Genomic DNA, 22,747 nt, shown 5'->3' on the forward strand with positions numbered 1-22,747 from the left:
TCGCGCGCCCTCGCTTGCCGGCTTCGCGCGCGGTTGCGGTCGCTCGCGCGCCGCGCGCCCTCGCTTCCCGGCTTCGCGCGCGGTTGCGGTCGCTCGCGCGCCGCGCGCCGTCGCGTGCGGTCTTCGCGGGCGCGGTCCGAGGCCGGCATCACCTCGCCCATGCCGTCGCTGCGGCAATGTCGGAGGTCGGTGAGAAGCTTGTCCCACGTCGGAAGAGAGCTCTCGACCGGCAGACCAGCCCAGTGCCCGGGGCCGCTTGCGCAGCGCGATCGTTCGCGTTGCGTCGACGTGATGGGGCACGATGCACAACGACGGAGTGGTCGGTCTGACCGACGCGCAGTCCGCGGCGCTGGCCGAGGCTTCGCACCTTCTCAGGCAGGGTCGGGATGCCGCGGCCCAAGCCCGCGCGATGGTGACCCGCGCACTCGCCATGGGCGGACGCATCGCTGAAGACATCGCGTCGACGAGCGACTCCCGGGTGCGCGAGCACGACATGGCCCTGCGATCGATCGCCGCCGAATTCGCCGGGATCCTGATGATGGACGACCGTACGGTGCAGCGCCGGATCGGCGATGCCCGCGAGCTCGAAGAGATGTATCCGCAGACCTTCGAGGCGGGTCGTGCCGGTGTCATCAGCGAGCGTCATCAGAGGCTCATCACCGAGATCGGTTCTTCGCTTCCGCCAGAGGTGCGCGCGGATTTCGAGACGATCGCGATCGAGGTGTGCCGCCAAGACACGCCCGGTCGCGTGAAGGCGCAACTCGAGATCATCGCGGCGCGACTGCACCCCCGCACCTTCACCGAGCGGCATCAGGAGGCACGCGAGTCGCGGAACGTGCGGGTCGTCGACCTCAGCGAGGGCATGTCCGACCTCATCACGACGCTCCCGACGGTGCTCGCTCATGCCGTGTACGACAGGCTGACGGCGCAGGCCCGGTCGATCCGCGATGCGCGCACGCACGCCCGGCAGACGCCCGCCGTAGAACGGTCGCCGTTCGGGCAGCTCATCCCGACCGAGGTGGTGGCCGGCGACGAGCGGACGCTCGATCAGATCCGCGCCGACCTCCTCACGGACATGCTGCTGACAGCCGCTCCCTGCGCAGATCCGACCCGCACCGACGACGGACCCGGCACGCTCGGCGCGATCCGGGCGCGCGTGCAGGTCGTCGTACCCGCGCTCACTGCTCTCGGAACCGACGACGGCCCCGCAGACCTGGTGGGGCAGTCGCCGATCGACGCCGAAACGGCTCGCGCGCTCCTCGCATCCACGACGCACCCGCTCGAGCGCCTCCTCACCCACCCGGTCACCGGATCCGTCGTCGAGGTCGACACCTACGAGCGCCCCGCGGCGCTCGACCGGTACCTCCGCGGGCGGGATCAGCGCTGCCGGTTCCCCGGCTGCCGGCTTCCCGCCGTGCGGTGCGAGGTCGATCACACGCATGACCGGGCGCGGGGCGGCGCGACCTGCCGGGGCAACCTCGGCCATCTGTGTCAGCGACATCACTCGATGAAGCAGTTCTCGCCGTGGCAAGTGCGGCAGCTCGACGGCGGCGTCTTGGAGTGGACGTCACCCCTGGGCGTCGTCTACATCGATCGACCGCCTTTGCCGGTCACCTTCGTTCCCGAGTGGGAGCCGCCGTCCGCAGCGGGCTGCGGCGATGACGATCCTCCGGGAGGGCCCGGGCTGCCCGCCGATCCGCCCGACCGGGAGGGCGTGCCCTTCTGAGTGCCGATGCGCGCGGGTGTCGGAGGCATCCGTCATCCTTCTCACATGGATGCACTCCTCGTCTCGATCCTCGTGATCGGCAGTCTCGCGGCCGGCCTGTTCGCCGGGTGGTTCGCGGGAGTCGCGCGCGGCACGACGCGCGCCGGCCATGATCGGGGCGAGCTGCACGCGCGGCTCGCGGCATCCGAGGCGGCGCGGTCCGGTGTGCAGGCGCAGCTCGACCACCAGCACCTGCTGTATCGCGAACTCGCGGGCCAGGCTCGGGCCGACCAGGCGGCGCGTGAGGAGCGCGAGCGCCGTGAGCACGCAGTGCTGCGCGCTCTCGCGCCGGTCAGCGAGACGCTGCACACGATGCAGCAGAAGGTCGACGCCCTCGAGCGCGACCGTCAGGAGCAGTTCGGCGCCCTCGCCGAGCAGCTGCGCAGCTCGCGGGAGTCGGACGAGGCGCTCCGTGCGACGACCGAATCCCTCGCGAGCGCCCTGCGCTCCGGGAGCACGCGTGGCGTCTGGGGCGAGACGCAGCTGCGACGCGTCGTCGAAGCGGCCGGTCTCACGCGGTACGTCGATTTCGAGACGCAGACGTCGATCGTGACGGATGCCCGAGCCGGCCGCCCCGACATGGTCATCCGCCTCCCGGGCGACAAGGCGCTGGCAGTCGACGCCAAAGTGCCCCTCGATGCGTACCTCGAAGCGAGCGCCATTCCCGTCACTGCCCAGGGCGCCGAGGGCGCCCGCCGCAAGACGCTGCTCGACAAGCACGTCAAGGCGGTTCGCGGGCACGTGGATGCGCTCGCGAAGAAGGCGTACTGGGCCGGACTGTCGTCCAGTCCCGAGTTCGTCGTCTGTTTCGTGCCGTCCGAGTCGCTGCTCGCGGCGGCTCTCGAGGAAGACCCGGCGCTCCTCGACTACGCCTTCGGGAGGCGCGTCGCGCTCGCCTCGCCGGTCAACCTCTGGGCCGTCCTCAAGACCGTCGCCTACACGTGGACGCAGCAAGACGTCTCGAGCGAGGCGCGCCTGCTCTTCGACCTGGGCAACCAGCTCTACGAGCGACTCGGCGGACTCGCCGCACATGCCGACGATCTGCGCCGCGCGATCGAGCGCACGGTCGACAGCTACAACAAGTTCACCGGCTCTCTCGAGTCCCGCGTGCTGGTCTCGGCGCGCCGCTTCCCCGGCATCGACGAGACGAAGCTCGACGCGCTCGCGTCTCCCGCCGCGATCGATCGCACTCCGCGCCACATGACGGCGCCCGAGCTGCTCGAGGCCCTCGACACCGACGACGGATCTCCCGCCGAGCTCGATCTCGGTGCCGATGTGGGCGATCTCCGAGGCCGGATCCGCACCGACTGACCCCGCTCACACTTCATGCCCGACGCGTCACCTCTGCCGTCATCCCCGGTCCCCGAGCGTGCGCCGCGAGAGCACTGGCCAGACCTCCCCGTCACCCCCGGTCCCCGAGCGAGCGAAGCGAGAGGAGGGGACGACGCCGACCCCTCCGGGGAACGGGTTCACCCTCACATCGCGGAGAAGCGCGACGCCGACCCGTCCGAGGAACGACGACGGCACGAAGCTCGTCGCTCGGAACGGGGCCGCCGCGAACGATCAGAGACGCGAAAGATCCCGCGACGCGGGTTCCGGACTTGCAAGCGGGATTCAGGCGCCGCCGGGAACGAGGCTCATGAGCGCGATGACGCCGGCCGACACGACGACGAACGCTCCGATCATCCACCAGGCCGAGACCTGGTGACCCTCATCGCGACGCACCCGGAAGAAGACATCGGGGCGGCGGGCAGGGTCGGTCGCGTCCTTGATAACGGCTTGGGCTCCGGTCTGCGGACCCGTCGTCTGCACGGTCATCGGCATCCCTTCGACGTGCGTCGGCGCCGTTCGACGCCTTCACCATTCTGCCAGACCGACCCTGGGCACTCGTGGAGGCTTGACAACGACTGGGCCACGGTCCCGCATCGTTCACGTCGCGGCGAGGAGGGAAGGTCCGCGCGACTCGCGAGAGCGAGACCGAGACCGAGACCGAGACCGAGAGCCGCTGAGGTCAGAGCCACTTCGACGTCAGGTGCTCCGACGTGATGCGTCGAAGCGTTCCGGAGGCGCCGCGCAGCACGACGCTCTCGGTGTAGATCCAATCGCCGTCGCGACGCACGCCGCCCACGAGCTCCCCGTTGGTGACGCCGGTGGCGACGAAGAGCGTGTTCTTCCCCGTCACGAGATCGTCGGCCTCGTAGACGAAGTCGTCGAGCTTCAGACCCGCGTCGATGCCCTTCTGCTTCTCGTCATCGTCGCGAGGCCACAGCCGGCCCTGGATGTGGCCGCCGAGCGCCTTGATCGCACACGCCGTCACGATGCCCTCGGGGCTGCCGCCGACCCCGACGCACATGTCGGTACGGGCGTTGTGGCGAGCGGCGTTGATGCCGCCGGCGACGTCGCCGTCCGACATGAGCCGCGTGCCGGCCCCCGCATCGCGGATCTCCTGGATGAGCTGAGCATGACGCGGCCGGTTCAGCACCGACACGACGAGCTCGTCGACGGGCTTGCCGAGCGCCTTGGCGAGGAGGCGGATGTTCTCGGCGATGGGAAGACGGATGTCGACGACGCCGACGCCTGCCGGACCGGTGACGAGCTTGTCCATGTAGAAGACCGACGATGCATCGAGCATCGTTCCGCGGTCCGACACGGCGATGACGGAGAGGGCGTTGTTGCGACCCTCGGCGGTCAGCGTCGTGCCGTCGATGGGATCGACGGCGATGTCGCACCGCGGCCCGCGGCCGTTGCCGACCGACTCGCCGTTGTAGAGCATCGGCGCGTTGTCCTTCTCGCCCTCGCCGATCACGATGACGCCGTCGAAGTTGACGGTCGTCAAGAAGGCCCGCATCGCGTCCACGGCGGCGCCGTCGGCATGCTCCTTCCGCCCGCGCCCGATGAAGGGCACGGCGCGGATGGCTGCCGCCTCCGTGGCCCGCACCAGCTCGAGAGCGAGGTTGCGGTCGGGGTGGAGAGGGCTCATGTCGTCGGTCAGGCTCACCATGGCGTCAGCCTAGACCCGGGCCGTCAGGACGCTTCGAAGATTTCGCCCCCACGCGCGTGAAGGAATGGCGAATCTTTCATCCGGGGAAGGACGAACGCCCGAACGCCCGACGCACCGCCGAGGAGCACCCACCCGACCCGGGTCGCCGGTTCGGCGGCCGATGACGCCGACCGGGCGGGACGCGGCATCCCGAGCCGTCGAGGCGCTTCGCTAGAGTTGCCGTGAACGTCCCCCGAGCAAGGAGCTGTCATGCCCGTCGCCACCCCAGAGCAGTACGCCGAGATGCTGGATCGCGCGAAGGCCGGTGGCTTCGCATACCCCGCGATCAACGCGGCGAGCTCGCAGTCGATCAACGCGATCCTGCAGGGCCTCACCGAAGCCGGGTCCGACGGCATCATCCAGGTCACGACCGGTGGCGCCGACTACTTCGCCGGTCACACCGTCAAGGGCCGCGCGACCGGCGCGATCGCCTTCGCGAAGTTCGCGACCGAGGTCGCCAAGAACTACCCGATCACGATCGCGCTGCACACCGACCACTGCCCCAAGCCAGCGCTCGAGGACTTCGTCCTCCCGCTCATCGCCGCGTCGGAGGATGAGGTCAAGGCCGGCCGCAACCCCATCTTCCAGTCGCACATGTGGGACGGGTCGGCCGTACCCCTCGACGAGAACGTCGAGATCGCGAAGCAGCTCCTCCCCCGCCTCAAGGCGATCAACGCGATCCTCGAGGTCGAGATCGGCGTCGTGGGCGGCGAGGAGGACGGCGTCAAGCACGAGGGCTCCAACGAAGCGCTCTACACGACCACGGCCGATGTGGCCAAGGCCGTGGAGGCGCTCGGCCTCGGCGACCAGGGTCGGTGGATCGCCGCCCTCACCTTCGGCAACGTGCACGGCGTCTACAAGCCCGGCAACGTCAAGCTCAAGCCCGAGCTGCTCGGCGAGATCCAGGAGGGCATCGCCGCCCAGTTCGGCACCGGACCCAAGCCCCTCGACCTCGTCTTCCACGGCGGCAGCGGCTCGTCCGACCAGGAGATCGCGACGGCCGTCGCCAACGGCGTCGTGAAGATGAACATCGACACCGACACGCAGTACGCGTTCACCCGCGCCGTCGCCGGCTTCATGTTCCAGAACTACGACGGCGTCCTCAAGGTCGACGGCGAAGTGGGCAACAAGAAGGCCTACGACCCCCGCGCGTGGGGCAAGATCGCCGAGTCGGCGATGGCCGCCCGCGTCGTCGAGGCGACGAAGCAGCTCGGGTCGTACGGCCAGTCCAAGAGCTGACCTCCTCCCCGGATCTCTACGACGACGGATGCCTCGGCCCCACCGGCCGAGGCATCCGTCGTCTCTGCGACCAGGCGCGTGCGCCCCGAATGGTTACTCGGGATCGCGGTAGCCGTCGAGGAGACCGGGCGAACCTGCGGGCGCGGGGATCACGACGATCTCGTCGCCCGCCTGGATCGTGCCCGTCCGCACGACGCGCAGGTACGGGCCGAGGCGCCGCTCGGCCGAGAAGCGCTTGACCCAGCCGCGCTGCAACTCCCCGCCGAGGCGGCGGGCGAAGGTGCCGCAGGGCGTCCGCGGCATCGTGATCTCCACCTCGACACGCGATCCGATGCGCCACCGCTCACCGATGCGCGCGGCGTTGACATCGAGACCCTCCGTGCGCAGATTCTCGCCGAAGTAGCCGGGCGGAATCGGGCGCCCGAGCTCACGCTCCCAGAAGGTCGCGTCCTCCTCCGAGTAGGCGTAGAGCGCCTTGTCGAGGCCGCCGTGGTGCTTGCGGTCGGCCTGCACGTCGCCGTACGCGCCGAAGGCCCGCACCCGCACGGGGCCCGGCACCGGACGCTTGTCGATCGCGGTCACGCCGTTGCCGGAGTCCGCGCGGAGCTCGTGCACGACGCAGACGGCAAGGAGTCGAGGCATCCCGTCATCCTAGGCGGGGAGGGTCACCCTGGCGCGGAGCGTCATCCGCACGTCGCCGCGCGGAACGGAACCCCCACTCGGTACGCGGCGGACTCGACGCGCCGGAGCGCTGGATCACGACGGCGGAAGCTCGTACGACATCAGGACCTTCCCCGACGCCGTGCGGATCTCGATGCTGCGGATGTCGGAGAGATCGAGCGCCGTCCCTGCCTGCAGGCGCGCGTTCGCGCCCGGCTTCGACCGCCACGTCGACACGTCCGATGCCTCGCCGGCGCTGTCGACGACGGTCAGCGCGTAGGTCCAGCCGTCCGCGGGCGCGTCGGACTGGTCATCCTCCGGGTACCGGCAGTTGAGCTCGATCCGCGTTCCCCACGCCACCGACGTCAGCGCCACCTGGGCCTCGAGCGGGACCCCGCTCGTCGACTCGAGGGCGAACGACTCGGTCGGACGCGGCAGGAACGTCGCCACCGAGAGCGGCACCGCGACCGCGGCGACGACCAGCACGGCAGCTGCGACGAGTGCCACGACGCGCAGCCGCCGCCGGCGCCGCGACCGCTCCCGGGCGAGCGAGATGACCGCGACGGCATCGACATCCCGCGCCGCGCTCGCAGCACCCGCCGCGTTCGCAGCACCCGCGGCATCCGTCCCGTCCTCGCCGGCGACAACCGCGTCGACGCTCGCGGCATCGACGCTCTCGGCATCCTCCGCGGAGATCCGCGAGAGCAGGCCGACGGTGGGGGCGAGCTCGGCGATCGCATGCCGGCAGTCCGCGCACTCGTCGAGGTGACCCTCGAAGTCGCGCCGATCGCTCGGCGAGAGCGCACCCAGCACGTAGGCCGCGTCCCACTGCGCGAAGTGCGTGTGGTCGGCGTTCATCGGGTCACCCCCCTCTCCTGAAGCGCGAGCCGCAGCGCGCGAAGTCCATAGTGAAGACGTGATTTGACGGTTCCCTCGGGGATGCCGAGTTCCACCGCGGTCTGCGCGATGCTGAGCCCGCGATAGTACGCCTTGACGATCACGGCGCGATGATCGACCGAGAGCGCCGCGAGGGCCTCCTGGATGAGGATCGCCTCGAACAGCGCGTCGGTGTTGTCGCCGACCGAGGCCTCGGGGAGCTCTGCCACCGTGCGCTCATGCCGTCGACGCGCGCTCCGCGCCTCGTCGATGACGATGCGGCGCGCGACCGTGATCATCCAGGCGCGCGTCGTGGACGGATCCTGCGCCAGGATCTTCGGCGTGCGCCAGGCACGAAGCAGCGTCTCCTGCACGACGTCGTCGGCACCGGCGCGATCGCCGGTGAGCGTCACGACGTATCGCCACACGGGCGCCGCATGCGCGTCGTACAGCGCGGTCAGACGCGCGTCGTCGTCGGGTGGCATCGCACACCTCCTCGAAGGAGACCACGAGGGCGCGCCCCGGAAGGTTCACCGCCTGCGCAGCGCGCGCAGTACGAGTATGAGCCCCGATGCTTCGTTCGTCAGCGACGGTTCTCAGCGGGGGTTCCCGGCAGGGGTTCTCAGCGGGGGTTCGTGGCGTACTCGAGGAAGGCCGGATCGCCCAGGAGCGGCACCGCGAGGCAGATGTACACGAACACGTAGGTGACGACCGCGCCCACGAGAGGGATCCACCAGGCGAGCTTGCCCTTGTTCACCCGGCGCCACGCGAAGAAGGCGGTGAGGAGGAATCCGGCGATCAGCACGATCGCCGCGATCGGACCCCACAGGCGCGCGGCGTCGAAGTTCGTGAAGCTCCCGGGGATCCCGATGATCTTCATCGCCTGATCGGCGAGCGCCGGCAGGTTGAAGTACGAGACGGCCGTGAAGACGACGTTGAACGCGCCGACGACGAGGAGCGACAGCGTCACCACCCGGTCGATGTTGCGTCCCGAGCGCACTGCCTCGGCCGACGTGTCGACGGGCCAGCGCTGCGTGCCCGGCGCCGCCGGCACCCCCGGCACCCCGGGCGCCCCGTGCGGCGCGACGGTCTCGTCGAGGGCCTGACCGGTATCGAGCGCCCACGTCGCATCGGGCTGATGGATCCGCGCGCGCTGCTCTTCGGGCGTCGCGTACTCGCCGTAGGCGGGGCGCGGACGATCGGGCTGCGACGGGTCGCCGCTCACGACCGCGTCCGTCCGCCGCGGCGGCCCGCGGCATCCGTCCGCAGCTCCTTGGGGAGCGAGAACATGAGGTCTTCCTCCGCCGTGCGCACCTCTTCGACATCGCGGTAGCCCGCGCCCGCGAGGTCTGCGAGCACCTCCTGCACGAGCACCTCGGGCACGGAGGCACCCGATGTCACGCCGACCGTCTCGACGCCCTCGAGCCACGCCTGCTCGACCTCGTCGGCGTAGTCGACGCGGTATGCGGCCTTCGCGCCGTGCTCGAGCGCGACCTCGACGAGGCGCACGCTGTTGGACGAGTTGGCAGAGCCCACGACGATGACGAGATCGGCGTCCTTCGCGACCTTCTTGATCGCGACCTGGCGGTTCTGCGTCGCGTAGCAGATGTCGTCCGACGGCGGGTCCTGAAGCTCGGGGAACCGCATGCGCAGCCGGCGCACCGTCTCCATCGTCTCGTCGACCGAGAGCGTCGTCTGCGAGAGCCAGACGACCTTCGACGGATCCTTCACGACCACCGTGTCGGCCTCGTCGGGCGAATTGACGATCGTGACGTGATCGGGCGCCTCGCCCGCGGTGCCCTCGACCTCTTCGTGGCCGAGGTGGCCGATGAGGAGGATCTCGAAGTCGTCGCGCGCGAAGCGCACCGCCTCGCGGTGCACCTTGGTCACGAGCGGGCAGGTCGCGTCGATCGCCTGGAGTCCTCGATCGGATGCCGCGTTCACGACCGCCGGCGACACTCCGTGCGCGCTGAACACGACGTGGGCCCCTTCGGGCACCTCGTCGACCTCCTCGACGAAGACGGCGCCCTTCTCCTCGAGCTCCGACACGACGTGGATGTTGTGCACGATCTGCTTGCGTACGTACACCGGGGCGCCGAACCGCTCGAGGGCCTTCTCGACCGCGATGACGGCGCGGTCGACGCCTGCGCAGTAGCCGCGGGGCGAGGCCAGGAGCACCCGCTTCTGTCCGTCGACCGGGATATCCTTGAGGCGCTCGCGCCTCCGCGGGACGCGCGGGACGGGCATGCGGACCGCGGAAACCGTAGGGGACGAACTCACTCTTCGATCCTATCGGCGGCGACCGCACGCGGCCTGGGCGTCCGCCGATGGAGGAATCTCATGACCCCGTTCCAGCCCGGTGACCCGGCATGACGACGTTCCAGGCGTGGTGACTGTGATGACGACGTTCCAGCCCCAGACCGCGCCCGGCGAAGCACCGCCCGCGGAACCACTCATGCAGGATGTGCACGAATGACGACGTTCCAGCCCGAGACCGCGCCCGGCGAAGCACCGCCGGCGGATTCCGTGCACCCGCGCGAGTCCAGCCCGCAGGCGCCCACGTCGGTGTCGCGGCTCAACGAGACGATCCGCGGATTCATCGAGAAGTGGGGCTTCGTCTGGGTCGAGGGCGAGATCACGTCGTGGAACCTCCGCGGCGGCAACGTCTTCGGGCGCCTGAAAGACCTCGGCTCCGATTCGCTCATCTCCTTCCGACTGTGGTCGAAGACCCTGCAGCGCGTGCCGGGCGACCTCAAGGTCGGCGACCACGTCATCGCGTGCGTCAAAGCCGACTACTTCGTCAAGCAGGGCGATTTCAGCTTCACCGTCTCCGCGATGCGGCACGTCGGCCTCGGCGATCAGCTCGAGCGGCTCGAGCGCCTTCGGGCGCAGCTGCGCTCGGAGGGCCTCTTCGATCCGGCGCGCAAGAAGCCCCTTCCCTTCCTCCCGCACACGATCGGTCTCATCACGGGTGAGAACTCGGATGCCGAGAAGGACGTCCACCGCAACGCCGAGCTCCGCTGGCCCCAGGTGCGCTTCCTCACCAAGTACGCCGCCGTGCAGGGAGATCGCTGCGTCCCCGAGACGATCGCGGCGCTGAAGGCGCTGGATGCCGCCCCCGACGTCGACGTCATCGTCATCGCGCGCGGCGGCGGCGACCCGCAGACGCTGCTGGGCTTCAGCGACGAGCGGCTCGTGCGGGCCGTGGCCGCGGCATCCACTCCCGTCGTCAGCGCCATCGGGCACGAGAACGACCACCCCCTCCTCGACGACGTCGCCGACCTCCGGGCCTCGACGCCGACCGACGCCGCCAAACGAGTGGTTCCGGATGTCGCGGAGCAGCGCGCGATCGTCGCGCAGCTGCGCTCGCGCCTCACGATGCGCCTCACCCACCGCCTGCAGCACGACATCGCGCAGCTCGAGCAGCTGCGCTCGCGGCCGGCTCTGCGCGTGCCCGAGTCGATGCTCGAGTCGCGGTCGCAGCACCTCTGGCTGCTCGCGGCGCGCGGTCGCGACATCATCGACCGCGCGCTGGAGGCGCAGACCCGCCGGGCGGCCGAGCTCCGCGCGACGCTCCGTGCCCTCTCCCCCGCATCGACCCTCGCGCGCGGGTACGCCATCGCGCACCTGAGCGACGGCGTCATCGTGCGCGACGCGTCGCAGGCGCCGAGCGGAGCCGGAGTGGTCGTGACCGTCGGGCGCGGCTCGTTCGCCGCCCGCTCGGAGGGCGAGATCGCCGAGAGCGGCGCCGACGACCGCGCCGGCGGCTGACCCGGTCTGGACTTCCACCCCGGGCGGCGCCGGCCGACCGTCGCCTGTACTCGGCCTCCACCCTCGGCACGCGCGTCGGATGCCCCTGCGGAGCCGGTTCTAGGATGGAAGGCATGAGCGTGTCGAGCGTGGGACAGTCAGACGTCGCGACGCTGTCGTTCGAACAGGCCCGCGACGAACTCGTGCGCGTCGTCGCCGAGCTCGAGCAGGGCGCTCCCACCCTCGAGCAGTCGCTCGCCCTCTGGGAGCGCGGCGAGGCCCTCGCCGAGCGGTGCGAGGAGTGGCTCCTGGGCGCCAAGCGCCGGCTCGATGCCGCGCGCACGTCGGCCACGACCGCGGGAAGCGGCGCCAACGGCGGAAGCGGCGCGACCACCGCCGCGGAGGCCTGATGGCCAGGGCCCCCCGCGTCGTCGCCGAGCTCGGCCGCCCCGAGACGCCGGAAGAGACCGCCGAGCGCAAAGCCGCCTTCTCGGCCGCCTACCGGTCGAGCCAGAACACCCGCAACCTCGTCGCCGCCCTGCTGGCGACCCTCGCGGTCGTGCTCGTCATCGTCTTCGCCGTCCCGCGCGGTTCGGTCCCCGCGCCCGAGCCCGTCGATGTCGCCGCCGTCGCGCAGCAGGTCTCGTCGTCGGAGGGCCGCACCGTCATCGTGCCCGTCGTCCCCGACACGTGGCGCGCCAACAGCGCCCGCATGGAGGGCGACTCGGTCGCGGCCTGGACGATCGTCTACGTCCCGAGCGAGGCGTCCGGCTATCTCCGCATCGCGCAGGGCTTCGACGCCGACGCCGCCTGGCCGACGCGCGTCCTCAAGGGCGCCGACGCGTCGGGCAGCACGAAGATCGGCGGCGTCGACTGGACGGTCTACGACATCCCCGACCCCGCTCGCGCCGGCAACGTCTCCATCGCGCTCAGCACGCAGGCCGGCGACGACACCGTCATGATCTACGGCGCGACGGACGAGAAGACGGCCGAGACGGCCGCCCGCGCCGTGGCCGACCAGGTGCGCGCCCTCGCCGCGGAGGGATCCCGATGACCCACGCGAAACCCCGCAGCGCGGCTCGCGCCAAGACCACCCAGGACGCGCGATGACCGACGCGCGTCCGACCTACCGCCGAGGAGGCCCCATGAGCGAAGAGACCCGAACCCCTCGCAAGGTGTGGCGCGAGATGGTGGAGGGCAACGCGCGCTTCGTCGCAGGCGAGCCGCGGCATCCCCGCCAGAACGTCGAACGACGCCACGAGCTGGCCGAGGGCCAGCGCCCGCGTGCAGCCCTCTTCGGCTGCTCGGACTCGCGTCTGGCGGCGGAGATCATCTTCGATGAAGGGCTCGGCGACCTCTTCGTGATCCGCAACGCGGGCCAGGTCATCTCCAACTCCGTCATCGGGAGCCTCGAGTACGCCGTCGCGGTGCTCGAGGTCCCGCTCATCATCGTGCTCGGCCACGACGCGTGCGGCGCCGTCCGCGCCGCCATCGACAGCACGCAGACGGATGCCCCGGCACTCCCGCCGAACATCTGGCGCCAGATCGCGCCCATCGTGCCGGCCGTCCGCCGCGTCATCCAGGCCGGCGACGGCAGCCTCGACGTCGACGCCGAGATCGTGGGCCGCGAGCACCTGAAAGACACCGTCGCCGAGCTCCTGCACTCGTCGGAGCTCATCAGCGACGCCGTCGCCGAAGGCCGCCTCGCGATCGTCGGCGCCAACTACCGCTTGGCGGAGGGCGCGGCAGTGCCGAGCATCATCGTCGGCAACGCCGGCGACGACGCACCCGACGCCGGCGCCGACACCGCAGCCGCTTCAGCCGCTGCCGGCGCCGCCTGACACCGATCCCAAGCCCGTGGCGGGGCAGCGGCACCTCATCGCCCCGCCACGGCGAACAGCCCCATCCGGACCGTGGAGGACGAAGACGTGACCGACATCGATCAGACCGAGTACCGCATCGAGCGCGACACCATGGGCGAGGTGCGCGTTCCCAGGAACGCGCTCTACGCGGCCCAGACGCAGCGCGCCGTCGAGAACTTCCCCATCTCGGGCGACCCTCTCGACCCGGCGCAGATCGTTGCCCTCGCGCGCATCAAGAAGGCCGCGGCCCTCGCCAACAAGGAGCTCGGAACCCTCGACGCGCGCATCGCGGACGCCATCGGCCGCGCAGCGGACCGCATCATCGCGGGCGAGTACGCCGACCAGTTCCCGATCGACGTCTACCAGACAGGCTCGGGCACGTCGTCGAACATGAACATGAACGAGGTGCTCGCGACGCTCGCCACGCGCGACCTCGGCGACACCGTCCACCCCAACGATCACGTCAACGCCTCGCAGTCCTCGAACGACGTCTTCCCGACCTCGGTGCACATCGCCGTGACGCAGGAGCTCATCGACGACCTGATCCCGGCGCTCGACCACCTCGCCGTCGCGCTCGAGGCGAAGGCCGAGGAGTGGAAGACCGTCGTGAAGTCCGGCCGCACCCACCTCATGGACGCGACGCCCGTCACGCTCGGCCAGGAGTTCGGCGGGTACGCGCGACAGATCCGGCTCGGCATCGAGCGCGTGCAGGCCGTCCTCCCCCGCGTCGCCGAGGTGCCCCTCGGCGGCACCGCCGTGGGCACGGGGATCAACACGCCCCTCGGGTTCCCCCAGAAGGTGCTCGAGCTCATCGTCGCCGACACCGAGCTGCCCATCACCGAGGCGAAGGACCACTTCGAGGCCCAGGCGAACCGAGACGGCCTGGTCGAGGCATCCGGCGCCCTCCGGACGATCGCCGTCTCGCTCACCAAGATCAACAACGACCTTCGCTGGATGGGCTCGGGCCCCAACACCGGACTCGGCGAGCTGCACATCCCCGACCTTCAGCCCGGCTCCTCGATCATGCCCGGCAAGGTCAACCCCGTCGTCCCCGAGGCGACGCTCATGGTGTGCGCGCGGGTCATCGGCAACGATGCGACCATCGCGTGGGCCGGCGCATCGGGCCTCTTCGAGCTCAACGTCGCGATCCCGGTCATGGGCACCGCGCTCCTGGAGTCCATCCGCCTCCTCGCCAACGCGATGCGCATCCTCGCCGACAAGACGATCGACGGCCTCGAGGCCGATGTCGAGCGCGCCGCGGCATACGCGGGCATGTCGCCGTCGATCGTGACGCCCCTCAACAAGCTCATCGGCTACGAGGCCGCCGCCAAGATCGCCAAGCACTCGGTCGCGAAGGGCATCACGGTGCGCGAGGCCGTCATCGATCTCGGCTACGTCGACCGCGGCGAGCTCACGATCGAACAGCTCGACGAGAAGCTCGATCTGCTCTCCATGACCCACCCGGGATGATCCGGAAGGGCATCCAGAACCCTCGTGTACGCCGAGCCGGGCACGGCAGGGCGATAATCGGGGAATGACGCGCTCGTCACGACCGATCTCCGCGCGCGCACGGATCCTCGGCGCCATCCTGGCCGTCGCGTGCGTGGGCCTGGCGATCGTCGGCGGCGTGACGTTCCTCGTGCAGCGGGAGCGCGCGGTCCTCGACATCAACGCGCGGCTGCAAGCCCAGGTGTCGAGCCTCAACGCCGTCGCGGGAAGCGATGACTCGGCGACGGATGCGGCGTCCCCGACGCCGACGACGGCCGTCGAGCCCCTTCGCGCCGAAGGCTTCGTGTCGCTCGAGGCCTACCTCAGGGCCGTCGTCTCGCGCCTCGTGCCCGGACGCAACGAGGCCTCGCTCGCGGTCATCGACGGCACGGCGAGGTACAAGCCGAGCACGCTGTCGGGCTTCGACATCTCGGATGACAAGGAGCTCATCGACCGCGCCGTGGCCGAAACCGCCGGCGGCGAGACGAAGATCGGCACGGCGGTGACCGACGAGGGGTCGCTGCGCTACATCGCGATCCCGATCACCTTTCCGGGCGATTCCCGGAGCGCCCTCTACATTCGCGCCGTCGACCTGGGCGCCGAGCTCGCGCCCGTGACCGCCGCCGTCGCGACGTACTGGATCGCCGCGATCATCATGCTCCTGGCGATCGCCGTCGTGGGCTGGTTCGTCGCCGGGCGGCTGCTCTCCCCCATCCGCTCCATCCGCGACGCGGCGGACTCCATCACGCTCACCGACCTGTCGCCGCGCTTCCCCGAGCAGGGCAACGACGACATCTCCGATCTGTCGCGCACCGTCAACTCCATGCTCGACCGGCTCGAAGGGTCCGTCGACGTCCAGCGGCAGCTCCTGGACGACGTGCGGCACGAACTGAAGACCCCCATCACGATCGTGCGCGGCCATCTCGAGCTCATGAACCCCAGCGACGTGGAAGACGTCGAGAGCACGCGCGAGATCGGAATCGCCGAGCTCGACCGCATGACCCGCCTCGTCGACGACATCGATCTGCTCGCCACGATCGAGGGAGACCAGGTCGAGATGGGCGAGGTCGACCTGGCGGCCCTCACCTCACGCGTCGGCGAGCTCGTCGCGGTCATCCCGGGCCACGAATGGCTCGTGGCCCAGCAGGCCGAGGGCGTCGCGCAGGGCGAGCACGATCGGCTCCTGCAGGCGTGGCTCCAGCTGGCCGACAACGCCGCGAAGTACACGCCGCAGGGATCGCCCATCGAGATCGGCAGCGCACTGGATGCCGAGGGGGCGCATCTGTGGGTTCGCGACCACGGGCCCGGCATCCCCCCGGCATCCCGTCACCGCATCTTCCGTCGCTTCGACCGCGCGCAGGGCAGGCGGACCGTCGGCGGGTCGGGACTCGGGCTTGCCATCGTGGATGCGATCATGAAGGGACATGGCGGACGATGCGTCGTCACCGACACCCCCGGCGGTGGCGCCACGTTCACGATGCACCTCCCGCTCCCCACTTCGGAGCTGCCGCAGCCGGTGCGGGCAGGTGACGTCGTACTCCAGCGGGAGGCATCGGGATGACCAGGATCCTCATCGTCGAAGACGAGCCGCGCATCGCGGCTTTCGTGAGTCGCGGGCTCGAAGCGGCCGGCTACTCGACCGCGATCTCCGACGACGGAGCAGAGGCGCTCGAGCGCGCCCAGCGCCCCGACATCGACCTCGTGCTCCTCGACGTCGGTCTTCCCACGATGGACGGCTTCGAAGTGCTCCGCGAACTCCGCGCACGGGGCAGCGTCGTGCCCGTCATCATGCTCACGGCGCGTTCCAGCACGCACGACACGGTCGAGGGACTGGATGCCGGGGCCAACGACTACATGTCGAAGCCGTTCACGTTCGAGGAGCTGCTGGCCCGCGTCCGCTCCCGCCTGCGCGAGAGCATCGGCCCCTCGTCGACCTCTCTCGTGCACGGCGACGTCGTGCTCGACATCCTGGGCCGCCGCGCCACCGTCTCAGGACGAGAGGTAGAGCTGTCCGCTCGGGAGTTCGCCCTCGCCGAGCAGTTCCTGCGCAATCCCGGTCACGTGCTGAGCCGCGAGCAGCTGCTGAGCCGCGTCTGGGGGCTCGACTTCGACCCGGGCTCCAACGTCGTCGACGTCTATGTGCGCTACTTGCGGGGCAAGCTCGGCAGCCAGCACATCGTGACGGTCCGCGGCGCGGGCTATCGCTGGGAGTGACGGCGCGCTGAGCGACGCAGACCGGACCCCGGGATGCCGGGGCTTCCGGGGTTTCCGGACGCCGAGGGCTCAGGATGCCGAGGGCTCAGGATGCCGAGGGCTCAGGATGCCGAGACACCGGTCTCGCCTCGCCCCGCACAGAGAGAAGCCCCCGGCGCTGGGGGAGCGCCGGGGGCTGGGAAAGGGTCTGGAGCTGGGGGACTCCTCGATGACCCTGGTCAGTCGCCACGTGGGGGCTGGGGCGACTGATCTCTCTTCCACCCGTGCGACGAAGACTCGCCGCGTCCGGATGGGGAACCCGCGTTCTTCGCGGGGGTCTGTGGGTGGCCGTGGCTCGTGGCGGCCGCGCCGCTGTCGCGGACGGCGGGAGGCTCGGGCGCATCACCGGTCTGCGGGGGTGCGGGAACGGTCATCTCCGGCGTGAGCGGAAGCTCGTCGGTGATCGCGGCGCCGGGCGCGCTGCGCTGCGCGTCTTCTCGGCGCACATCCTCGCCCTGGCCGTTCTCGCTCTGGCTCTTCTCGCCCTGGTCCTGGTCCCGGAGGAATCGCTGCTGCAGCTGCGCGATCCACCGGTCGATCTTCTCCTGCGTCCAGCCGCGCTGCTCGCCCCACGACTGGAGACGGTCCCACGCGCCCGTGCGCATCGCGTCATCGACGACCTGCTGCTCGGACAGCCCGATCGCCGGCGGAGGGGCGGGACGTTGCGGGGGCGACACCTGCTGCCCCGGATTCTGTGCGGCCGCGACGTCTTCAGGCTCGGGTGCGGGGACGATCTCGGCCGTCGGTCCCACGGGAGTCGTCACCGGCGCTGCACCGGGAGACACGGCGGGCACAGGAGGCACGGACGCGGAAGCTGCCGGAGAGGCCCGGATCACCCGAACGACGTCCACGTCGGCGACCGCGCCCGGCACATCGGCGAGGGCGGAGGCGTTGCTGAGCGTCACGGCACATGCGACGGCCACGGCTGCTGCGCCGGTGAGGAACCCGCCGGCTGCGAAAGCGGCTCGTCCGTCCAACTCATGCTCCTGTGTCGTCAGTGTCATCTGCGGCGTCTCTGCGAGCGCCTGTCAGGACCCAGCGGCGCGCCGGCTTCTCGTGCGCCATTTCCATGGTCGCAGACCGGTGTGAGAGGAGGAGGAGACAGGGGTGAGAGTCTTCTCATCTTGACTACTCGGCGATGCAGTCACTAGCTCCGTGGAACGATCGGGCCCGGAAGACGTCGCCCACTCCCCCGTCTCGCGGCCGCGGTCCCGCACGAGACTGATCGCACGAGACCGCGCGCACGAGACTGCCCACACCGTCCCCGCACGGCACTCCGCCACGACCCTCCCCGCGACACCCCCGCACGACGAGGGGCCGGGAGGTCATCTCCCGGCCCCTCGTCGTGCAGCCGTCAGGCCAGTTCGCCGGCCTCCAGCAGGTCGGTGACGAGGGCCGCGATCGCCGAGCGCTCCGAACGCACGAGGGTCACGTGGCCGAAGAGGTCGTGCCCCTTGAGCGTCTCGATGACGGAGGCGACGCCGTCGTGGCGCCCGACGCGGAGGTTGTCGCGCTGCCCCACGTCGTGCGTCAGGACGACCCGCGAGTTCTGACCGATCCGGCTCAGCACCGTGAGCAGCACATTGCGCTCGAGCGACTGCGCCTCGTCGACGATCACGAAGGCGTCGTGGAGCGAGCGCCCGCGGATGTGCGTCAGGGGCAGCACTTCGAGCAGGCCTCGCGCGATGACCTCTTCGACGACGTTGCCCGACACGACCGAGCCGAGGGTGTCGAAGACGGCCTGGCCCCACGGGTTCATCTTCTCCTGCTGGTCGCCCGGGAGATAGCCGAGCTCCTGCCCGCCGACCGCGAAGAGCGGGCGGAACACGAGGATCCGCTTCTGCTGCTGACGCTCGAGCACGGCCTCGAGGCCCGCGCAGAGGGCGAGCGCGGACTTGCCCGTTCCCGCCCGGCCGCCGAGCGAGATGATCCCGACGTCGGGATCGAGGAGGAGGTCGATCGCGATGCGCTGCTCCGCCGAACGGCCGTGCATGCCGAAGACCTCGCGGTCGCCGCGCACGAGCCGGTACGAGCCGTCTCCCGTGACCCGGCCGAGCGCCGAGCCGCGCTCGGAGTGGATGATGAGGCCGGTGTTGACGGGGACTCCGCGGATCTCCTCGCTGACCCCGATCTCGCTCTCGTAGAGGTCGCTGATGTCGTCGCCCGAGACGTCGATGGTCGCGATACCCGTCCAGCCCGAGTCGACGGCCTGCTCGGCCAGGTACTCCTCGGCGCTGATGCCGAGCGAGGCGGCCTTCACCCGCATCGGCAGGTCTTTCGAGACGACGGTGACCTCCTGCCCCTCCCCCGCGAGATGCAGCGCGACGGCCAGGATGCGGCTGTCGTTGTCGCCGAGACGCATGCCGGAGGGGAGGACGTTCGGGTCGGTGTTGTTGAGCTCGACGCGCAGTGTGCCGCCCTCTCCGACCGACACCGGGAAGTCGAGCCGCCCGTGCTCGACCCGGAGCTCGTCGAGGTGACGCAGCGCCTGCCGCGCGAAGTAGCCGATCTCGGGGTCGTGGCGCTTGCCCTCGAGCTCGGTGATCACGACGACCGGGATGACGACGTTGTGCTCCGCGAAGCGGAAGAAGGCCCGCGGATCGCTCAGCAGCACGGAGGTGTCCAGCACATACGTGCGCAGGACCTGCTCCGTTCCATCGGCCTCGATCGTCGTCTCGCGGTACCGGCTCTGTGGTGCTCGTGTGGTCACAACCCACTCCCGCCCCGGGTGTGTCACCCGGCAGTCAGCGAGTCGACCAAGGTCACGAGTCGCGATCCAACCGGCCGACCCGAACGGACACCGTGTCCGTTGTGATGACGCTACGACGCACAGCCGGAAGCGCGTGTCGACGACACGCTGGAGTTTCCGTTAACGCCCGGTGAACGCGTGCGCGGCGGGACGCGCCATCACCAGACGCATGTCGACGAGAATGCCGCCAGGGCATCAGGGTGAGAGCGGGCGCGCGGCGCTCACCAGACGCGTGCCGACGAGAACGCCGCGAGGGCATCACCGAAGAGCCGCAGCGTATCGGCACCCGTCCCGACGTGCGGCGCGACGCGCACGAGGCCCGAGCGGGTCGTGACGGTCAGCCCGTGGTTCGCGAGAGACGCCGCCAGCGGCGCGGCATCCTGCGGCGCCGGCGCGAGCGAGACGATGCCTGCGCGGCGCTCGGGCTCCCGCGGTGTCACGACCGGGATCTCGTAGCGGTCGGCGAAGTACATGACATCCCCCGATCGCGCGACGAGCTCGCTCTCGATCGCCGGGACCCCGACATCCAGGATCTCGCGAAGCGACGTCGCCAGACGAGCGAATGCGAGCGCGTCGACGCCCGCGACCTGGAACGCCGCCGCGCCCGCCGCCGGCTGCGGGACCGCGTCGAGGGGCAGGTCGCCCTCGGTGCCGGCGAAGCCCGACAGCACCGGCGAGATGCGCTCGAGCGCGCGGTCGCCGAACCACGCGAAGCCCGTGCCGCGGCCCGCGCGGAGCCACTTGTATCCGTTGCCGCACACGACGTCGGCCGCCGCCCAGTCGGCGTCGACGACGCCGAAGCCCTGGATCGCGTCGACGATGAGGAGCCGGTCGCCGATGACCTCGCGCAGCGCCGTCAGGTCGGCGCGGTAGCCCGTGCGGAAGTCGACGAGACTCACGGCGAGCGCACGCGTGTCGTCGGTGAGCGCCTCGCGGACGGCGTCCGGAGTGACGAAGCCGCCCTCGGGCTCGATCCACTGCACATCGATCGACCCGAGCGCGTCGGAGGCGCGGGTGGCGGCGACGGTCAGACTCGGGAACTCGCCGCGCGAGACCATCAGGCCACCGGCGAGGCCGTACATGGCCTGCATGAGGCCGTACGTCGTCGACGGCTGCAGCACGACGTGCTCGGCATCCGTCCGCAGAAGCTGCGCCAGCAGCTCGCGCGACTCGCGCACGTGCTCGCCGACCAGTTCGATGCTGGACCGGCGACCCGAGCCGAGAAGCTCGGCGTCGGCGTGCACTTCGGCTCGGACGTTCGGTGAGAGCGGACCGAACGCGGCCCAGTCGAGGTATCCGGGTTCCCCATCGAACGATTTCAGGTACTCTTCCCAATCGTTCACCTCGCCATTCTGGCACGCCGGCGACGGCGACAGGCAGGTGCGGCGGCACGTGCTACGGGTTCGGTTCTGCCCGGTCAGCGGGCGAAACGAGTGGGTCCGCCCTCCGGCGGATTCACCCGCCGTAGCGGCGGTCGCGCGACGCGTAGTCGCGGATTGCGCGGAGGAAGTCCACTTCGCGAAGGTCGGGGCCGAGAGCCTCGACGAAATAGAACTCGCTGTGCGCGCTCTGCCACAGCAGGAAGTCGCTCAGGCGCTGCTCACCCGACGTGCGGATCACGAGGTCGGGATCGGGCTGGCCGCCCGTGTAGAGGTGCTCCCCGATCTGCTCGGGCGTGAGGCTCGCCGCGAGCTCCTCGAGCGAGCCGCCCTCCTCGTCGTGCTTGGCGATGATGCTGCGCACGGCATCGACGATCTCGCTCCGGCCGCCGTACCCGACGGCGAGATTGACGTGCATCCCCGTCTTGTCGCGCGTGCGCGCCTCGACGTCGCCGAGGACGCGCGCGAGATCGGCGGGGAGCCCGTCGGCCCGGCCGACGTGCTGCACGCGCCAGTCGGGCTCGTGCGAGAGCTGGTCGGCCAGCTCCGCGATGATCTGGATGAGGTCGGCGAGCTCCTTCGAGTCGCGCTTTCGGAGATTGTCGGTCGACAGCAGATAGAGCGAGACGACCCGCACCCCGATCGCGTCGCACCATTCGAGGAACTCGAGCATCTTCGCGGCGCCCGCGCGGTGGCCGTGAGCGGCCGAGTCGTACCCGAGCTGACGCGCCCACCGACGGTTGCCGTCGATCATCATCGCGATGTGCCCGGGAACGGCATCGGGCGGGATCTGACGGCGAAGGCGGTTGATGTAGAGCCGGTAGAGGGGTCCCCTGCCCTCGTTCGACGCCTTCACACGCCTACCGTACCGCTGAGGCCGGGACTCGGCGGTCTCGGTGAAGGCGGGAAGTACGGTCGGGGGCATACGGACGGCCGTACGCTGGGGACATGGCTCGTCCGTCAAAAGTCCCCCCGACGCTCGACGCCGGCGCGGAGATGCCCCACATCCCCCTCGTCGACGAGGCCGCCAGCGCGCCCGCCGACATCAAGCCGTCGTGGCGCGGCTGGATCCACGCCGCGACGTTCCCCGTCGCGATCATCGCCGGCATCGTCCTCATCGCGCTCGCGCAGGGTGCTCCGGCGAAGTGGTCGTCCGCCGTCTTCATGGCCACGTCGCTCATGCTCTTCGGCAACTCGGCGCTGTATCACCGCTTCAACTGGAAGCCGAAGACGAGGGCCATCCTCAAGCGGATCGACCACGCCAACATCCTGCTGCTCATCGCCGGCACCTACACGCCGATCGCGGTGCTCGCCCTGCCGACGTCGCAGGCGGTCCTGCTGCTCTCGCTCGTGTGGAGCGGTGCGATCCTCGGCATCCTCTTCCGCGTCTTCTGGATCGACGCGCCCCGCTGGCTCTACGTCGCGCTCTACCTCGTGCTCGGATGGGCGGCCGTCATGTACGTCGTGCCCCTCTCGCAGGCGAACGCGACCATGATGGTGCTCGTCGCGGTGGGCGGCATCCTCTACACCCTCGGCGCCATCGTCTACGCGATGAAGCGGCCGAACCCGTGGCCCGGGCACTTCGGCTTCCACGAGATCTTCCACGTGTTCACCGTGCTGGCGTTCCTCTGCCACTGGACGGCGTGCCTCATCATCGCGATGAACCCCGTCTACCACGCGGGCTGA

22 protein-coding genes are annotated in these 22,747 nt (G+C 70.4%); 11 read left to right on the forward strand and 11 right to left on the reverse strand.

The genetic code is table 11. The features are described 5' to 3' along the window. The first annotated feature begins 301 nt into the window (after nucleotides 1–301). Complete coding sequence (locus ACSBPH_RS03485; protein WP_442576221.1) at nucleotides 302–1,726, forward strand: DUF222 domain-containing protein; 1,425 nt, start codon at nucleotides 302–304, stop codon at nucleotides 1,724–1,726. A gap of 45 nt (nucleotides 1,727–1,771) precedes the next feature. After that, the gene (locus ACSBPH_RS03490; RefSeq protein WP_442576222.1) at nucleotides 1,772–3,076 is read left to right on the forward strand and encodes a DNA recombination protein RmuC; all 1,305 of its coding nucleotides are present in this window, start codon (nucleotides 1,772–1,774) and stop codon (nucleotides 3,074–3,076) included. Nucleotides 3,077–3,379: 303 nt separating this feature from the next. Here the strand turns inward: ACSBPH_RS03490 and ACSBPH_RS03495 are convergent, their stop codons facing one another. Next, entirely contained in the window at nucleotides 3,380–3,583 is a 204-nt protein-coding gene (locus ACSBPH_RS03495) for a UDP-N-acetylmuramyl pentapeptide phosphotransferase (protein ID WP_243728512.1), read from the reverse strand. Nucleotides 3,584–3,776: 193 nt separating this feature from the next. Then, the gene (gene glpX / locus ACSBPH_RS03500; protein ID WP_442576223.1) at nucleotides 3,777–4,766 is read right to left on the reverse strand and encodes a class II fructose-bisphosphatase; all 990 of its coding nucleotides are present in this window, start codon (nucleotides 4,764–4,766) and stop codon (nucleotides 3,777–3,779) included. A 249-nt stretch (nucleotides 4,767–5,015) separates the two neighbouring features. Between glpX and fbaA the strand changes: the two genes are divergently transcribed. Next, on the forward strand, nucleotides 5,016–6,044 hold the full coding sequence (fbaA, locus tag ACSBPH_RS03505; protein ID WP_442576224.1) for a class II fructose-bisphosphate aldolase: 1,029 nt from the start codon (nucleotides 5,016–5,018) through the stop codon (nucleotides 6,042–6,044). A gap of 93 nt (nucleotides 6,045–6,137) precedes the next feature. Here the strand turns inward: fbaA and ACSBPH_RS03510 are convergent, their stop codons facing one another. The 5 genes from ACSBPH_RS03510 to ACSBPH_RS03530 form a co-directional block, all read right to left on the reverse strand. Then, on the reverse strand, nucleotides 6,138–6,686 hold the full coding sequence (locus tag ACSBPH_RS03510; protein ID WP_442576225.1) for an MOSC domain-containing protein: 549 nt from the start codon (nucleotides 6,684–6,686) through the stop codon (nucleotides 6,138–6,140). 114 nt (nucleotides 6,687–6,800) lie between these two features. Beyond that, on the reverse strand, nucleotides 6,801–7,562 hold the full coding sequence (locus tag ACSBPH_RS03515) for an anti-sigma factor family protein (protein ID WP_442576226.1): 762 nt from the start codon (nucleotides 7,560–7,562) through the stop codon (nucleotides 6,801–6,803). Beyond that, complete coding sequence (locus ACSBPH_RS03520; protein WP_442576227.1) at nucleotides 7,559–8,065, reverse strand: sigma-70 family RNA polymerase sigma factor; 507 nt, start codon at nucleotides 8,063–8,065, stop codon at nucleotides 7,559–7,561. The genes ACSBPH_RS03515 and ACSBPH_RS03520 overlap by 4 nt, the downstream gene beginning before the upstream one ends. Before the next feature lie 137 nt (nucleotides 8,066–8,202). Further along, the gene (locus ACSBPH_RS03525) at nucleotides 8,203–8,805 is read right to left on the reverse strand and encodes a DUF6264 family protein (RefSeq protein WP_442576228.1); all 603 of its coding nucleotides are present in this window, start codon (nucleotides 8,803–8,805) and stop codon (nucleotides 8,203–8,205) included. Further along, entirely contained in the window at nucleotides 8,802–9,827 is a 1,026-nt protein-coding gene (locus ACSBPH_RS03530) for a 4-hydroxy-3-methylbut-2-enyl diphosphate reductase (protein WP_442577234.1), read from the reverse strand. The genes ACSBPH_RS03525 and ACSBPH_RS03530 overlap by 4 nt, the downstream gene beginning before the upstream one ends. A 225-nt stretch (nucleotides 9,828–10,052) precedes the next feature. On the opposite strand from ACSBPH_RS03530, the gene xseA reads away from it, so the two are divergent. The 7 genes from xseA to ACSBPH_RS03565 all read left to right on the forward strand — a co-directional run bounded on the left by xseA (nucleotide 10,053) and on the right by ACSBPH_RS03565 (nucleotide 16,894). Beyond that, the gene (xseA, locus tag ACSBPH_RS03535) at nucleotides 10,053–11,351 is read left to right on the forward strand and encodes an exodeoxyribonuclease VII large subunit (RefSeq protein WP_442576229.1); all 1,299 of its coding nucleotides are present in this window, start codon (nucleotides 10,053–10,055) and stop codon (nucleotides 11,349–11,351) included. A 113-nt stretch (nucleotides 11,352–11,464) separates the two neighbouring features. Then, a complete protein-coding gene (locus ACSBPH_RS03540) occupies nucleotides 11,465–11,740 on the forward strand; it encodes an exodeoxyribonuclease VII small subunit (RefSeq protein ID WP_442576230.1) in 276 nt (91 codons plus the stop codon). Then, nucleotides 11,740–12,384, forward strand: a complete 645-nt coding sequence (locus ACSBPH_RS03545) for a DUF4245 family protein (protein WP_442576231.1) — start codon at nucleotides 11,740–11,742, stop codon at nucleotides 12,382–12,384. Before ACSBPH_RS03540 ends, ACSBPH_RS03545 begins: the two co-directional genes overlap by 1 nt. Nucleotides 12,385–12,475: 91 nt before the next feature. Next, on the forward strand, nucleotides 12,476–13,171 hold the full coding sequence (locus tag ACSBPH_RS03550; protein ID WP_442576232.1) for a carbonic anhydrase: 696 nt from the start codon (nucleotides 12,476–12,478) through the stop codon (nucleotides 13,169–13,171). Between the two features lie 132 nt (nucleotides 13,172–13,303). Beyond that, a complete protein-coding gene (locus ACSBPH_RS03555) occupies nucleotides 13,304–14,662 on the forward strand; it encodes a class II fumarate hydratase (protein ID WP_442577235.1) in 1,359 nt (452 codons plus the stop codon). A gap of 64 nt (nucleotides 14,663–14,726) precedes the next feature. Continuing rightward, nucleotides 14,727–16,241 (forward strand): ATP-binding protein, encoded by a 1,515-nt coding sequence (locus tag ACSBPH_RS03560; protein ID WP_442576233.1) that lies wholly within the window; start codon nucleotides 14,727–14,729, stop codon nucleotides 16,239–16,241. Then, the gene (locus ACSBPH_RS03565) at nucleotides 16,238–16,894 is read left to right on the forward strand and encodes a response regulator transcription factor (RefSeq protein ID WP_442576234.1); all 657 of its coding nucleotides are present in this window, start codon (nucleotides 16,238–16,240) and stop codon (nucleotides 16,892–16,894) included. Before ACSBPH_RS03560 ends, ACSBPH_RS03565 begins: the two co-directional genes overlap by 4 nt. A 218-nt stretch (nucleotides 16,895–17,112) precedes the next feature. On the opposite strand, the gene ACSBPH_RS03570 is transcribed toward ACSBPH_RS03565, so the two are convergent. The 4 genes from ACSBPH_RS03570 to ACSBPH_RS03585 form a co-directional block, all read right to left on the reverse strand. Then, the gene (locus ACSBPH_RS03570; RefSeq protein ID WP_442576235.1) at nucleotides 17,113–17,697 is read right to left on the reverse strand and encodes a hypothetical protein; all 585 of its coding nucleotides are present in this window, start codon (nucleotides 17,695–17,697) and stop codon (nucleotides 17,113–17,115) included. A gap of 590 nt (nucleotides 17,698–18,287) precedes the next feature. Then, complete coding sequence (locus tag ACSBPH_RS03575) at nucleotides 18,288–19,601, reverse strand: PhoH family protein (RefSeq protein WP_442577236.1); 1,314 nt, start codon at nucleotides 19,599–19,601, stop codon at nucleotides 18,288–18,290. A 302-nt stretch (nucleotides 19,602–19,903) separates the two neighbouring features. Next, the gene (locus tag ACSBPH_RS03580; RefSeq protein ID WP_442576236.1) at nucleotides 19,904–21,025 is read right to left on the reverse strand and encodes an aminotransferase class V-fold PLP-dependent enzyme; all 1,122 of its coding nucleotides are present in this window, start codon (nucleotides 21,023–21,025) and stop codon (nucleotides 19,904–19,906) included. 112 nt (nucleotides 21,026–21,137) lie between these two features. Further along, nucleotides 21,138–21,917: an isoprenyl transferase gene (locus tag ACSBPH_RS03585; RefSeq protein WP_442576237.1), complete on the reverse strand. Its 780-nt coding sequence runs from the start codon at nucleotides 21,915–21,917 to the stop codon at nucleotides 21,138–21,140. Between the two features lie 92 nt (nucleotides 21,918–22,009). Between ACSBPH_RS03585 and trhA the strand changes: the two genes are divergently transcribed. Then, a complete protein-coding gene (gene trhA, locus ACSBPH_RS03590; RefSeq protein WP_442576238.1) occupies nucleotides 22,010–22,747 on the forward strand; it encodes a PAQR family membrane homeostasis protein TrhA in 738 nt (245 codons plus the stop codon).

Source organism: Microbacterium sp. F51-2R, assembly GCF_052180235.1.
GTDB lineage: Bacteria > Actinomycetota > Actinomycetes > Actinomycetales > Microbacteriaceae > Microbacterium.